Consider the following 14246-nt stretch of genomic DNA (forward strand, 5'->3'; position numbering starts at 1 on the left):
TGTATGAAGGAGGATCACCAAATCAAATGAATCGATTTAATAATTTGAGCAAGGATGCTAAAGTCGTATATCTATTGTCGCTATCTAATTTAATTATCAACAAGATTTCTGAATCTAAAGGATTTGAAGTAGCGGTTGAGTCATTAGAAAAAGCTTGGGAATGGCTAAAATTAAAGGATTTTGACGCAGATAGCCTGTATGTATATTTAGAAAACATAGATGAAACAGATATCATGACTTATATGCAACTGGCCGATGATAAAGATAATGAAAAAGTATGGATATGTATTGGAAATGCTCTGGCATATACAATCTGGGAGGCGTATCAATATGAAAAAGAAAAGTATCTTCCCCAGACTATTGAAAGTGTTGATTATCAGACTGTTGAAAGCTTCATAACAAATTTTGAAAAGGTATATGAGAATAATAGTATCTCAGATAAGCTATTACACTTTCTTGAAGAAAACTATCCAAAGAATGCTGATAAAAGGGTAGATTTAATTTCAATAAAGACTTTTATTGATGAGTCTATTGAGAAATAGATAACTAAGAAACTTCTAAAAATGTGTAATTATTTAGCTATACTTTTAAAAGCAGATTTTAACTTCAAAGATAAGCAGATGAGACTTTTAGATGACAGCTGCTTTTGGTTGTTTTTTTGAGATATTTACATTTTGTATACTTGAATGATGCTTTATTAAAGTTTATGAAGGTAGCATCATCAAGGAATATCAAGTTAATATTTGAATTTTATGAGAAGGACGATGATCAGAAGCCAAATGGATATATCGCCTTTTAATATTACACTTCATCACAATGTTAAAGAGGTATACAAATGGAATGTAAGGATGGTCAATCATTTATCCCTTGCCGGACGATACTGTGCTTTCTGAAAAGGAAGGTAAATGGAGAATGAATTTACCAGAAACGTATAAAGAATTTGTGAAAAAAAACAGCACTGTTAGTAGAAATATTATGGGAAGGTGTACAAGTGACTATGGAAATGTATTATTGTGACGAATGGTCAGATATCAAAAAGAAGCCTTGGAACATTCTTGATGAGCATACTGCATACACATACCACCAAAAACATAAACCCTATACGGTCGTACTAAGGGAAGATGAGAAGCACAAGTATATTATAAATATTACAAATGAATGGGTTTCGGTAGGGTTTTATGATGAACTAATTCGTAAATATTTAAATTATGATTTCGAAGTTATGAGTGAAGGTAAGCTTTTTTTAAGAACAGCCATGTATTGGGAATATGATGATAAAACTAATACAGAAGTAAGTAGTTTGATTTTGAATTTCCGAGAAGATGGTTACATAGCAATGGAAAAGCGTGATTTAAAAAATGGTTCAGTCGAGGAACGCGAAGCAAACAATACCCTTGAAAAAAACTGGGATGTGTTTCCTGAATTTGGCCAATACTTATATTTGTGCAAAGAAGAGCGCTAATTCTTTTGTGAAGCTAGAGTTCATAAGATGTGTCAGCTTAATAGTTGCTACGATATATAAGTATCATAGTGTCTTTTTTTAGTTGTTTGACATGGATTTGAAGAAATATAAAAAAGTTAAAGATAAACAGTTAGGATAACATACCAAATTGAAGATGAAGAACTAGGGATAGCAACAGTTGAAAACCAGTCAGGAGGATAAATTTTATGCAAATGGAAAGCCAGTTACAGGAATTGTATCAAGAAATAGCAGAAACGGTTAATAATATGATTCCAGAAGAATGGGAGAAATTTTATTTTTATGCACAGATTGATGAATCAGGGGGGCGAGTTTACTTTTTTTATAAATCAATTAGAGATAATAGCTACACGTATAGTCTAGATATACCAAAACAATTTAACATATCGGAACTAGAATTTAATAATGAAGAAGATAAGCTTTTTGATCTTAGTGAACAGCTCAGGGAAATCTTTAAAGAAAATAACCAGGAACTATGGTATTCTTTTACGCTAATGTTAGAGCAAACAGGGAAGTTCTCTGTATCATTTGATTATACAGATTGGTTGAATACAGATTACGGATTTGTAGCACAGAAAAAGATTTGGAAGTATAAATATTTAGATGAAGCACCGGCGGATGAAAAAACTAAAAGTTTACTAAATCAATATTTAAAAGAGTATCCAAATAATCCTATTTAAATACTGATTAAGGCTATACAAATGAAGGAAGCAGTAAACATAAATTGAACATACAGGACTTAATAGCTGGACTTTAGAAGAATAGGGAGTGGGTAGAAATGATGCTTCAAGATAAATTAGATTTCTTAAATAAGTATACATTAAGTAAGAAACTATCTGTAAGCTTAATAGAGTCTACTAACATCGATCATATCCAAAAGGATTTAATTCCTGATGAATGGAGAGAAATTTTTAAAGAAAAAGATAAATCTAGTAAGATAAGTAAGGTATTAACCATATGGAAAAGATATGTAAGTAATGAAATGAGCAACACCATATCTTTTTTAAAGGAATTTTTGATAGATGTTGAATTAATGGCTATTGGTGATCGATATTTTATATTATATTCGGTGAAAAATGCCAGAAGGAAAATTTTATATTATGAAGGTCGAAATCTTAAAGAGTACTTTAATAACGAACAGCTTGAAGAAGATTGGAGTAAAATTCCAGATAAAATTAGAAGCTTTTATGAAAATGTTCATAGCGGGTTTTACTACTATCCAAGTAAGTCAATGGGGTTAGAGTCTCCAGAAACCATTACGTATTTAGACAATTATGAATGGGACATTGTTGAAGAAATTGGAGAACGTAATTTAAAAATTGACTTCGCATCTTCATATGGATTTTTCAGTAATGGAATGGGAACTTATGTAGTAGTGGATTATAAAAACAGTTTGGGTGACAACGCTACTTTGTGATCTTCAAAAGAAGAGCCAGAGTATAATTTAAACTTTTGGAACGTAGTAGATGAATGGATGGTTATAGGATTTGAATAAGTATATAAACGTAGAGAAAGAAAGTAACAAGGAGTGAAAAAATATGAAAGTAGATAATAATACCATTGTTTTACCTTTACCAAATGATGAACTATTAAATACCGTTTGAGGTCATAAGTATAAACGGGGGAGGTAGTGATTATATGGATCTTAATAAAGCCGATTTTGGGACTGTTATAAAATTTGGAAATCTCGAAGATTTTTTAAAGAAGTTGAATATTGAAAATAAATGTATGGAAGAAGTAGTGAACTTTGTGGATAAAAATGGTACAAGCTTACTTGAGACATCATTGATTAGTAGAAAGTTTGATACAGCAAAAATTTTACTAGACAACAATGCACAGGTTAATGTTATTTCAAATGAAGGACGTAATGAATTGCACTATGTAGCAGCAAATATTAATTGCATAGGTGCTGTTGATGTAGCTTATAGGTTGGTTGAAATGGGCGTGGATTTAAATTTAAAAGATAAAAAATTTGCTAATTCTGCAATATTGTCTCTATGTCAAGAAGTATTAAAAGAACGGACACAGGATGGAAATCATTTAGTTGTACATTGCTTAGAAAAACGACCGAATTTTAATGATTCCAATAAATTTGGTTATTCATTAAAACAAGTAATTGAAGAACGTGGAACTGAGGATATGAAAAAAGTCATGAAGTCGTTAGCTGAAAAAAGTAGTTTTTAATAAAACTATTCATAATTGGATAATCTGAGATAGCGTATTTTTGGCGAAAGGAGAAAAAGGTGAAAATTAAACGAGACACTGTAGTAAAACCGTTGCCTTCAGCAGGATTAATAAAAAAACATGAAAAATTTTGGAGGCTTACATTACCAAATTCTTTTTTAAATTTTATAAAAGAAAATAATGGAGTAAAGGTTGAAGAAGCGACATTTGAGTGTAACAACCGTGGTTATGCTTTAGAAAGATTTTTGTGTATAGTAGATGATATCGAGAATCATCCAAAAGGGATTTATGACATAGATGTTGTATTTTCACAAATAGGTGAAAGGTTAACTGATAACGAAGACTTATTAGGGGCAGAGGTATTGCCAATAGCTAGTGTATTTGCGGGTGACTTTGTATGCTTAGATTTTAGAACAGATAAAAATAATCCATCTGTTTGTATATGGTCTCATGAAGAATCCGGTGAGTTTGAGCCTGTTACATATAATGTTGCAGATAACTTTACTGAATTTTTAAATGGTTTATATGAACCTAAATGACTAAAAAATGAAATGTTTATAACATATGAATAGAAAGCATTTGATATTCTATATGAGTATTAAATGCTTTTATTTGTCTAAGAACATATCATTTCAAGCGTCTTAAATTGTAATCAACTAGAACACCTAGCTTGAGAGCAAGAGACGTAAATAGGAAATGTGGAGGAGAGGTCAAAAAATGATTAACTACGGAGAGCTTTATTACGATCATTACAGTAAGTATCTAGGTGAGCCAATAGACCGAGAAATTTATCGGAATAATGAAGAGCTTCCTAGTATACAAATTTTAAAATATGAAAATGTCTTTGAAGAATGTTTCGTTTTTAATACATTAGGATTAAGTAACTATGAAGAAGTTTTAAGAGATAATATGGAAATTTCAATGGTAGTGGATAAAGCATTCAATAGCACAGGATATATCTTAGCTAATGTGTTATTTTACTGTCTCGGTAATGAAATAGAAATAGGGCTTGGAACAGCGGTTAGCGGTATTGAAAGTATTGAAAAGTCATTTTATCAAAAATACGATAAAAATTCCGTTTATTTTACTGAACCGTTTGCTTTTCCCGAAGAATATCATGAGCTAGATACTGAGAGCACACAACAAATGGGTAAAGTTTTGTTAAGTTTCTTTATTTCTCAGGCTGAATATGACTTTTTTATAACATACGGAGCAGAAAAGTTTGAAGAGTTGTTAGAAGAAAGCGATGTAGATCCTTTTAATGTTAATAGAAAGTCTGTAATTTGATAGCTGGTACTTACTGAAAACTATAATTGTAAAACACTTAGCTGTCTATATAAGGGCGTCACTGCAAAATACGAAGCAGCAAGTGATACAGATGGTTTTGCGGGTGACCTATAATCCACCTCGTAATCGATTACAAACATAACTGATACTAATTTATTTAAAGAATGTACAGGATTTGACTCCGCGGGGAATTTAATATGTTTTGATTACAAAGGGCATGAAGATAATCCAATTGTAGTTTTTGGGGAACATGAACACGCTTGGTAAAAAGAAATGTTAATCGAGTAAGAGGGTTTAACAGAAGAGCAGGCGGAAGAGCGTGCAAGAGAAAATGTATTTTACGTTGCAGCAACATTTACTGAATTTCTTGATAAATTACATGACTAAAGATTACATCAGCAAGTGACCGTGAATGTTTTGATGACTGAGTAGGAGGAGTCGTACATATGCATACCATTAGTTTAGTAGTTTTTAATGACTCAAATGTTAATAAATATATTCCTTTATTAAGACAAAAAACACTTAAATCTATAAGCGACATAAAACAAAATATCAGTATGAGAATCCCTGTGATTGTATGTGATTATTATGATGCAGAAGCCTTGGAAGGTTTAGTAGTGTCTGCTGAAGAGTTACTTTTAATGGGAGCAAGTATTAAGATTTGTGAAGATGAAGAAGAGATTACACTTAATATGGTGAAAAATTTAATCAAAACGACAGAAGGCGTTGCAAAAGATAGGGAAGAAATGGATAACTTAGTGCTTAATGAAGCAGAGGGAAATCATATGTCATTTGAAAATGAACTTCAAACACTTTATCGTAAAATTACTCAAAAGATAAGCGATATGATTCCTGTTGAATGGGGCAGCTTTTACTTTAATGGTGAAGTGAAAGATGGAGAAGGTGGAGTATACTTCTTTTATAAAGTTGTAGGAGAAGAAAATGAATATCAATATTCACATTTAATACCTCGAACATATCAAGTCGAAAAAAAAGCGTACAATCATTCTCTTCATGAATTATTTCATTTAACGGTTCAATTACAAAACGTATTTATGGAGAATCAACAAGAACCTTGGTATTCAGTTACGATGATAGTAAATGATGAAACAAAATTAAAGGTGCACTTTAGTTATGTAAACTGGAACGACTCACTATTTGGCCCTTCAGCTCGAATTAAGTATTTTGAGTACAAATATTTAAGTAGAGAATTGGCGGATGAAAAAGATAAAGAACAAATGATGAAAATGAAAAGATATGAAGAAGATTTTAACAGCAATAATCAATGAGTTATAGTATCTGAGTGTTTTTAAAAGGAGGCACGAACTTATGGATAAGGATGATATTCATTTTCTTCAACAGTTACTTAATAGCACAGATAAGGATTATATAATAAGTTATTTGTAGATGATAATGAAGGAGTTTGCATAGTGAACCGAAACCATAGTAAGAAATTGATAAGAAATGCCATTAAAACTGGCGATATTAACGCAGTGAAAAAACTAATAGGCGATGATATAGAGACTTTGAATACCGTGAATGTATTTGGTACGTGGTTACATGTAGCGGTTAAAAAAGAGAACCTTCAAATCGTCCGATATTTAGTTAAAAAAGGAATTGACGTTAATGCGAAAGGCGGGACATTTGATGCTTCTGCGTTAAATTTAGCAGCTGGGTCCGGTAATTTAGAGATAGTAAAGTATTTAATAGAATCTGGAGCAGAACTAGATGTGAGCTTAGCGAAGAGAAATCCACTGTTTGGAGCAATTTATGGGGGGCATCAAGAAGTAGTTAAATATTTAGTGCAAAAAGGAATAGATGTGTCGATTAGATACACGGGAGAAAATATCAAAAATATGAATGCCTATGAATATGCAAGAGAGTTTGGGCAGACTGAGATTGCTGAATATTTAAAGCAAAGGATGACTGAAAATTGATTGGGTTTAGATTGTCTCTCATGCAGGTGGTACAAATTGCTTAAGAGCAAAAAAATGAGGAGAGAAGTTGTTAAATTAGGAAAAGAATTCGAAAAGAGTCGAATTCTTTTTTTATGTTGGAGTAAAAAGTTAGTATTTGAAATGTAAAGAATGCAATGCAGGAAGTAGAGAGAAAGTATTTAGTACTTTAGTGTTTTATGATAAGAGTAATGATGAGTTTATTGTAGTGGTTTATAATAGTTATAGAGAAACATTAATGGATGGTACAGTAAGGAACGCGTTATAAACTGGAAAAACAGTTAGGTGGTCGAACATATTGAGTATGGAAACAGAAATAAATCAAATTTATAGGGGAATTTCTGAAACAGTGAATAAAATGATACCAGAAGAATGGGGAAAGTTTTATTTTTATGCTCAAATATCAGAAACTGGAGGAGGCACTTACTTTTTTTATAATACCCTTGATAATGAAAGTAACTATAAATATAGTTTAGAAATTCCTTATGAATACGATATTGATAAAGAATTTTATAAAATGAAGGATCGAGCTTTATTTGAGTTAAGTAATAGATTAAGAAACGTTTTTAAAGATAATCAGCAAGAACTTTGGTACTCTTTTACGCTATCTGTTGATAGCGATGGAAAATTGAAGGTGCATCATGATTATACAAATTGGTTTGACACGGATTACAGCTTTGATGACCAGCTAGTGATTTGGGAATATAAATATTTAGGAACAGAACCAGATGATAGCGAAAGCAAGACTTTAATCAATAAGTATTTAAATGAGTATCCCAATAATCCAATCTAGCATAAATCCAGTATTTGTGGTTAAATTCCCACCTCATGAAGGTACTAAATTAACCCTAAAGAATTGCATCAAGGGAATATTTTACAAGCGTAGAATTAAAAGTTTATAAGCGAGGTGCAACATCATATGAAAGAATTTGAAGACCGATTCAGTGAACTCCAAGCTGATATGATATCAATTTGTATAGAATATATTGACGATAGAGCCGACAAAGTGTATATCTATGCTTCGTGTGAAGGAAACATTATCGCTAGTAAGTTTTTTTATCTTATTAACAATCAATATGTAAAATCTCATCAAGTGAACGACGCCTTAGAGGATGAGGATGAAAGATATGATACATCTCCGAAAAGAGGATTTATGGTATTAGATATTTTAAATGAAGATATTGAAAAAATTGAAGCGCTGTGTAAAGAAAATAACAGAGACATGCCAACGGAGATGAAATTAATTTATGATGTGAAGAGCGGCCACTTTACAGCGGAATACAATTACGAGTTGGTTTATACAAATGATGATGTTAAAACCGCTAGTTATAATGCTAATGAGTGGTTTGAAAAGGTGAAACGTAATAGGCTTTAATATTTTGCTAGGGCTTCTTAGGCAATTTAACAAGGCAGCAGGAGGAATGTTAGATGAACGAAGAAAAAGTGAATAAGCTATATCAAGACATGGGCAATATCGTAATAGAGACCATTCCGGAAGCGTGTTCTAAAGTTTATCTTTATGGTGAAGTTGTTGATGGTGCCCAAACAGCGTACTTCTATTATTATCCTAATAACAGTGATGAAATTATATACAGTCATGACATTCCTGAAATTTTTGCTGTAAGTGAAGAAGACTATGTTAAACAATGGAACAAATTATTAGACTGCATCCAAGAATTGTGGAAAGTGTTTACCGGAAGTGAGAACCAAGAGCCATGGACCAGCTTCACTTTAATTTTTAATCACAAAGAAACGTTTACGATTCAATTTAATTATGATGATCTTTCAGCCGCAGATTCCCATGATAGGAAGACAATATGGAAATATGAATACCTTAGTATCTTGCCAAAAAGTAAGCTAGGACAAAAGCATCTAAAGAGATATCTCGAGGCTGTAAAAGATAGATAAAAAATGAACAGCTTATAGTGTAATTCATTATGTTAAATATACATATTTCAATAGGGAATGAAAGAATACTACAGAGAAGGAGTACATTCAATGGAAATAAAAAAAGATTCAATCATTTATCCATTACCATCGGATAATTTACTAGCTGAAAAGGAAGCGTTTTGGAGAGTGAAATTACCTCCAGACTATAAACAAATGATAAAAAGAAATAACGGGGCTTCTCCAGAAGCAAAAGCTTTTAAAGTGAAGAGTCATAGCTATGTATTAATAAGGTTTTTATGTATTCTTGAAGCCCCAGAGAACAATGAAGCCGGTACGTTTGATATTGATGTAACATGGACTCAATTAGAGGATCGGCTTACAGATGATGGAGATTTATTGGGAGTAGCTTTATTACCAATCGCGACTTTATTTGCAGGAGATTTTGTGTGTTTAGATTATAGAAATTCAAGAGATAACCCTAGCGTTTGTGTATGGGATCATGAAAATTCTGCTGAGCTTGAGCCGAACACGTACCCTGTTGCAGATACATTCAAAGAATTTTTAGCTATGCTTCATTAATCCGCAGCTAAAGTAGGGCATGAAAATAATTGTGGATTTTTTGAGGCTCTCATAGAAGTAGGCGTGATCAAATAGTAAATGTTGATTCAATTAATTATAAAAAGGGGATACGAATGAAGAAGATCGTAGAATTATTTCATGATATAGATTGTACGTTGTCTCCCATGATAAGTTTTTATAGCGCTTTATCAGATCAAAAATTTTTAAAAGTCTTACACTATTTTTCAGAGGAAACTGGTTATGGAAATGAGTACCACATTTGTACATTTTCAGACGACTTAGAGCCGTGGGAAGAGGGCTATGTTGAAAACGGCATTGAATTTCTAGACGGTACGGGTGACACTGACAAAAGTGTTATTGTCGATTATGAAACGTTTTTAACTTACTTGCACAAAATTTGCCACGTATATATGGAAGATCATGCCCATGATAAAGAAAAAGTGATGGCTCTTTTACATAAAATCAAACAAAATCATAGTAATGAAGACTAGTAGGAGTATATAAAGAAGCAACGAATCGAGTCTTGCTATAGACAATAAGCTCCCCACACTACAGCGCATCACACCAAGCAGAGAGACGATATATTTTGGAGAGGATTCTACAAGGTAGAAAGTAGAGGGAAAACGAAAAATGGAAACAACTCACATAGCAAAAGCTATTAGAGGTGCTATAAAAGGTCGTCACTTAAATAAGGTGAGAGACTTACTTGAGAAAGAGCCAGAAATGTTAACATGGGTCACACCTTTTGGTACATGGCTACATGTAGCGACAGCTCATGGTCATTTAGAAATCGTCCAGTACCTTATTCGTGCTGGAATAGATGTGAATGCACAAGGAGGAACTTTTTCTACCAATGCCTTAGAAAGAGCGGCTGCAAAAGGACATATAGATATTGCTAAGTATCTTATTAACCATAATATTGAAATTGATATCAGTGAACCAGATAGAAATCCGCTGTTTGCTGCCATATATAACGGTCATTTTGAGATGGTTAAACTGTTAGTTGAGAATCATATTAATATATCGATCACATACTCTGGTGAAAACATGAAAGAAATGGATGCTTACACATTTGCGATTGAACGAGGACAAATAGAAATTGCTGAATATTTAAAGCAGAAGGTGGACAGTAGATGGAATTAAAGCTTAATAATATTTATCAAAAGGTGGCCGATAATTTAAAGGAAATGATACAAGAAGACTGGCGAGAAATCTATTTGTATGCAGAAGTAGGAGAAGGTTCTCAAGCAACGTATTTCTTTTATTATCCAAAAGGAAGCGATGAACCTATATATAGTCATGATATACCTGAACTATTTGAGGTGTCAGAACAGAGCTACTTAGTGTTATTAGATAAACAGTTAGAGTGCTTTCGTGAGTTGTTAGATGTATTTATAGAAAACAAGCAGGAGATATGGACAAGTTTAACTTTGCATTTAGGTCATGATGGGAAATTTGAGATAGACTACGGGTATGAAGATATTCTTACTGTTGACCCGTATGAACAACAGGTGATTTGGGAGTATAAGTACTTAGGGATTATTTCAGAAGATGAATATGATAAAAAGATCATAAAAAACTTTCTTTCCTAATCATAGAAGAGCAAAAGATATATGGACGGAGGCGTTAAGCTCATCATAGTGAGGGAAATGGAAACGGAGTTTAAGAATGACTAATGCTAACTTCAATAGTTTAACAGAACATGATAAAGTGATATTTTTTCTGGCACTTTCAGAAAAAGTGGTACCGTTACTTTCTCGTACGGAAGATCAAATTTTAGCCCGGAAAGTTATATGTAAATGCTGGGAAGGGTTAAAAGACAAAGAAAATAGTGGAGATACTCTTTATGAATTATTAGATCACGAGGAAAATGGTATCACAATAATTCAAGAGATGTCAGATAATAAAACAGATGTGATAGTCTGGGACTGTATTATTGATGCAGTTGCTTATACTAGTAGAAAAGCATTTGAAAGAGAAGGCGTCGAATATTACCCCGAACCCATTGCTTTAGTGGATGATACATTAGTAGAGCATTTTATAAATGGTTTTGAAAGATGTATAGAGAATGCGGATAGTTACATAGAAAGATTAACTTCTTTATTAAATGATGATACGAATAGGAAAACAATGAATGATCTGCGAACAAAAGTGTTAAAAGAACTACAAATACGACAGTGATTTTAATTGATCACAACTATTTAAAAGCAAAAACGGTAGAAACAGCTAAATTATTGAGGGAGATGTCTATATTAAAACACGGCAATAATGGGCGACTACATTAAGGGGGATATGATTTGGAGAAAAACAGCGTCAATAAAGCAATAAGAAATGCAATTAAACTTGGTGACATTAACTCAGTCAAAGAATTAATAGGTAGTAATACAGAAATTCTACATACCATGACTCCATTTGGTAGCTGGTTGCATATAGCAGCAAAAAAAGGACAGATGGAAATAGTAGAGTATCTAGTGCATAAAGGAATCGATGTAAATATAAAAGGGGATATATTTGATGCTTCTCCCTTACGAGTGGCAGCAGGTGAGGGGCATGTAGATATAGTACAGTACTTAATCCAATCTGGAGCAGAATTAGATGTAAGCTCAGCAAAAAGAAATCCATTATTCGCAGCAATTTACGGTGGTCATAAAAAAATAGTTGAATATATAGTTAATCAAGGTATAGATATTTCCGTTCAATATACGGGGGAGAATATTAAGAGGATGGATGCGTACCGATATGCTAAGGAATTTGGACAAATAGAAATTGCTGAATATTTAAAACGAAAGCTGAATGGAAAAGTACAAAAGAGAGTGCTTGAAGACTAATAAAATCGTATACAACAGGTCACAAAACTAATAAAAGCAAGGAGGTCCATCTCATGCTAGAACCCATATATGCTGAAAACGTAATTGTCGGAGTGATACATAAAAAGCAGTTTCAATGGTATGTAACCGATCGAGAGCTATGGTATTTAGATTATGTAAAGTTTGCACAAGCTTTTGAAAGTGAAGGTGGTTCAGCGGTTAATGAATACATGGAACCTGAACGAAAAGGAATCGAGGTTCTTAGCAGTGAAAATGCTGAGCTTTTTTTAAAACGTATAGAGTCATATAAAGCAGATGCAGCTACTCTTTTAAAGCTGTTTAAAGATAAAATAGAAAGCGAAGATGAAGAAGACGTATTAGATTTTAGCCCTTCGTTTTTAGTGAACTTTGATCAAAAAACGTTCTACTCACTGTTTCCTGAACCGGCTTCATTTGAAGAATATGTTCCAAGCGATTGGAAAGGAATGTATGAAGACTTTACAGGTTTGATTCCAAAAATAGAAAAGTATTGGGTAAATAAGGACGGAGAAAATTTATTTGAGCTGTGAAAGCAAACAGGGCATGGAGGGATAACGATGTTTCGTGTTCAAACATTCATTAAGCGTCCAGATATTTTGATTACCGATTTATCATCTCTATATGAAAAGGAATCTACCTATTTTATCGATATATCGAACGAAGAAGAACTCATTCGTTACGGTAATCAGTTTGATTTTACCTGTCTTGAAGGAGCTATTAAGCTTGAATACTACGGTAAGCCGCTTCTTGATGTATCTGCATGGGATGTTATAGATGGGATGTGGCTTTATTTGTTGAATGCAATGGAGAGTTTAAAAGAGACCGGATATGGAAAGGTGAATTTTCCAGATCAACCGTTAGTATTAACCTTAAAATCGGCTTCTGAACAGTTTGTACTGTATACCTTGCATACATCTCCTCCCATAAAAGCAGTGCTTCCGAAACAAGACTTTTTTATGATGGTGTTAGGAGGAGCGGAGCAGTTTTTTAAAACGATGGAGAGATGTTTTAAAGGGAACTTTCAGTATTTCAGTGAAATTAAACGTATTGAAGCATTAAAAAGGCAGTAAGGAAGACGAGGTTACTAGTAAAAGACTGCAGGGACTATGGCCACATTGTGACGGCAAGTGTAATTACTCGGCGTGCGCTTCCTTTTTCGAGCTGTTGTCCGATAGCACTTGATGTTTGCACCCAATTCACTTCATCAGGATAATTTGTAATGACTCCGTCACTTTTTGTTTTCCACAAAAATGAAGCCGGAAGCCGCTTGGTTCCAGACCACGGCGATATTTTCATTCCGGCAGAATGAACTTGGTGGATGAGAGCAGGCGTTAGGATATCATAGGAAGGGTTAAAGTAAGTGGCAAAGTCAGCAAATTGCCGGATTGAGTTTGGGTTTGTATCTCGCTCTGAAGAAGTTAGTATGCCTATAGGAACGTTTGGGAGAAGCTCATGCATCTTTTTCATGGATGAAACGTTAAAAGACTGAATGATAACGTGATCGAGCTTTCGCTTGTTGATTTCAAAAGCTACTTTTTTTTCAATTCCAGGATAAAGTTCCGGGGCTTTTAACTCTATTAATATACCGATTTTTCCTTGAAATTCATCTAACACTTGTGAAAGAGTTGGAATTTTTTCATTCGTAAAAGAATCCCCTTTCCAGCTTCCTGCGTCCAAGCGCTGAAGCTCAGCGTACGTTAGCTCTCGAACGTGTCCGCTTCCGTTTGTTGTTCGGTCTACGGTACGGTCGTGCATAATAACGAGTACACCGTCTTTGCTTTGCTGCACGTCAAGTTCAATGTAATCCGCATTCATTTCTAGCGCTTGGTGAAAAGCAGCCATTGTATTTTCAGGTGCGTAAGCGGAGGCTCCTCGGTGCGCGATATTTGTGAGTTTTTCTTCCGTGCGTGCAAAAGCAGAAGAAGCAATCGAACAGCATAATAAGGCGACTACGCTTAGACCAGCTAAATATTTTTTCATCACATTTCTCTCCTATGCGTTGGTATAGAAACAGCGTAACGAAAA

Annotated in this window: 21 protein-coding genes and 1 pseudogene; 21 read left to right on the plus strand and 1 reads right to left on the minus strand. The window is 33.6% G+C overall.

The genetic code is table 11. The annotated features are described in order from the left end of the window. Positions 1 to 26 precede the first annotated feature (26 nt). The 21 genes and pseudogenes from ACFX40_RS12750 to ACFX40_RS12850 all read left to right on the plus strand — a co-directional run bounded on the left by ACFX40_RS12750 (position 27) and on the right by ACFX40_RS12850 (position 13291). Positions 27 to 542 carry an Imm6 family immunity protein gene (locus ACFX40_RS12750; RefSeq protein ID WP_025751639.1) on the plus strand — a complete coding sequence of 172 codons (516 nt, stop codon included), beginning with the start codon at positions 27 to 29 and terminating at the stop codon, positions 540 to 542. A gap of 455 nt (positions 543 to 997) precedes the next feature. Beyond that, positions 998 to 1462 carry a hypothetical protein gene (locus tag ACFX40_RS12755; RefSeq protein WP_195696836.1) on the plus strand — a complete coding sequence of 155 codons (465 nt, stop codon included), beginning with the start codon at positions 998 to 1000 and terminating at the stop codon, positions 1460 to 1462. 212 nt (positions 1463 to 1674) lie between these two features. Further along, on the plus strand, positions 1675 to 2160 hold the full coding sequence (locus tag ACFX40_RS12760; protein WP_263034683.1) for an antitoxin YezG family protein: 486 nt from the start codon (positions 1675 to 1677) through the stop codon (positions 2158 to 2160). A 98-nt stretch (positions 2161 to 2258) separates the two neighbouring features. Beyond that, positions 2259 to 2897, plus strand: a complete 639-nt coding sequence (locus ACFX40_RS12765) for an SMI1/KNR4 family protein (protein WP_228116953.1) — start codon at positions 2259 to 2261, stop codon at positions 2895 to 2897. Positions 2898 to 3118: 221 nt separating this feature from the next. Next, entirely contained in the window at positions 3119 to 3664 is a 546-nt protein-coding gene (locus tag ACFX40_RS12770; RefSeq protein WP_153254699.1) for an ankyrin repeat domain-containing protein, read from the plus strand. A 59-nt stretch (positions 3665 to 3723) separates the two neighbouring features. Then, positions 3724 to 4203, plus strand: a complete 480-nt coding sequence (locus tag ACFX40_RS12775; protein ID WP_263034112.1) for an SMI1/KNR4 family protein — start codon at positions 3724 to 3726, stop codon at positions 4201 to 4203. A gap of 178 nt (positions 4204 to 4381) precedes the next feature. Next, positions 4382 to 4951 (plus strand): suppressor of fused domain protein, encoded by a 570-nt coding sequence (locus ACFX40_RS12780; protein WP_263034113.1) that lies wholly within the window; start codon positions 4382 to 4384, stop codon positions 4949 to 4951. A 174-nt stretch (positions 4952 to 5125) separates the two neighbouring features. Then, a pseudogene (locus ACFX40_RS12785) lies at positions 5126 to 5338 on the plus strand (SMI1/KNR4 family protein); the annotation flags it as partial. A 59-nt stretch (positions 5339 to 5397) separates the two neighbouring features. Continuing rightward, on the plus strand, positions 5398 to 6240 hold the full coding sequence (locus tag ACFX40_RS12790) for an immunity protein YezG family protein (protein WP_263034114.1): 843 nt from the start codon (positions 5398 to 5400) through the stop codon (positions 6238 to 6240). Positions 6241 to 6381: 141 nt separating this feature from the next. After that, positions 6382 to 6888 carry an ankyrin repeat domain-containing protein gene (locus ACFX40_RS12795; RefSeq protein WP_377255147.1) on the plus strand — a complete coding sequence of 169 codons (507 nt, stop codon included), beginning with the start codon at positions 6382 to 6384 and terminating at the stop codon, positions 6886 to 6888. A 322-nt stretch (positions 6889 to 7210) separates the two neighbouring features. Beyond that, the gene (locus ACFX40_RS12800; RefSeq protein WP_377255704.1) at positions 7211 to 7699 is read left to right on the plus strand and encodes an immunity protein YezG family protein; all 489 of its coding nucleotides are present in this window, start codon (positions 7211 to 7213) and stop codon (positions 7697 to 7699) included. Positions 7700 to 7825: 126 nt separating this feature from the next. Then, on the plus strand, positions 7826 to 8281 hold the full coding sequence (locus ACFX40_RS12805) for an immunity protein YezG family protein (RefSeq protein ID WP_230932747.1): 456 nt from the start codon (positions 7826 to 7828) through the stop codon (positions 8279 to 8281). 53 nt (positions 8282 to 8334) lie between these two features. Continuing rightward, positions 8335 to 8814, plus strand: a complete 480-nt coding sequence (locus tag ACFX40_RS12810; protein ID WP_263034115.1) for an antitoxin YezG family protein — start codon at positions 8335 to 8337, stop codon at positions 8812 to 8814. 90 nt (positions 8815 to 8904) lie between these two features. Next, positions 8905 to 9375, plus strand: coding sequence for an SMI1/KNR4 family protein (locus tag ACFX40_RS12815; protein WP_033579207.1), 471 nt, complete (start codon positions 8905 to 8907; stop codon positions 9373 to 9375). Positions 9376 to 9488: 113 nt separating this feature from the next. Then, positions 9489 to 9866 carry a ribonuclease toxin immunity protein CdiI gene (gene cdiI, locus ACFX40_RS12820; RefSeq protein ID WP_047751848.1) on the plus strand — a complete coding sequence of 126 codons (378 nt, stop codon included), beginning with the start codon at positions 9489 to 9491 and terminating at the stop codon, positions 9864 to 9866. A gap of 139 nt (positions 9867 to 10005) precedes the next feature. Beyond that, the gene (locus ACFX40_RS12825; protein WP_263034116.1) at positions 10006 to 10518 is read left to right on the plus strand and encodes an ankyrin repeat domain-containing protein; all 513 of its coding nucleotides are present in this window, start codon (positions 10006 to 10008) and stop codon (positions 10516 to 10518) included. Further along, positions 10509 to 10967: an antitoxin YezG family protein gene (locus ACFX40_RS12830; protein ID WP_047750816.1), complete on the plus strand. Its 459-nt coding sequence runs from the start codon at positions 10509 to 10511 to the stop codon at positions 10965 to 10967. The genes ACFX40_RS12825 and ACFX40_RS12830 overlap by 10 nt, the downstream gene beginning before the upstream one ends. Before the next feature lie 76 nt (positions 10968 to 11043). Next, complete coding sequence (locus ACFX40_RS12835; protein WP_165575062.1) at positions 11044 to 11556, plus strand: Imm6 family immunity protein; 513 nt, start codon at positions 11044 to 11046, stop codon at positions 11554 to 11556. A 116-nt stretch (positions 11557 to 11672) separates the two neighbouring features. After that, entirely contained in the window at positions 11673 to 12203 is a 531-nt protein-coding gene (locus ACFX40_RS12840; RefSeq protein ID WP_263034117.1) for an ankyrin repeat domain-containing protein, read from the plus strand. Between the two features lie 53 nt (positions 12204 to 12256). Then, entirely contained in the window at positions 12257 to 12751 is a 495-nt protein-coding gene (locus tag ACFX40_RS12845; protein WP_098791892.1) for a hypothetical protein, read from the plus strand. Between the two features lie 27 nt (positions 12752 to 12778). Next, positions 12779 to 13291, plus strand: coding sequence for a hypothetical protein (locus ACFX40_RS12850; RefSeq protein ID WP_098791893.1), 513 nt, complete (start codon positions 12779 to 12781; stop codon positions 13289 to 13291). Between the two features lie 34 nt (positions 13292 to 13325). Here ACFX40_RS12850 and ACFX40_RS12855 read toward each other — a convergent pair whose 3' ends face one another. Then, positions 13326 to 14201 carry a glycerophosphodiester phosphodiesterase gene (locus ACFX40_RS12855; RefSeq protein ID WP_377255152.1) on the minus strand — a complete coding sequence of 292 codons (876 nt, stop codon included), beginning with the start codon at positions 14199 to 14201 and terminating at the stop codon, positions 13326 to 13328. Between the last annotated feature and the right edge of the window lie 45 nt (positions 14202 to 14246).

It is taken from the genome of Priestia sp. YIM B13552 (assembly GCF_042787775.1).
Classification (GTDB): domain Bacteria; phylum Bacillota; class Bacilli; order Bacillales; family Bacillaceae_H; genus Priestia; species Priestia megaterium_E.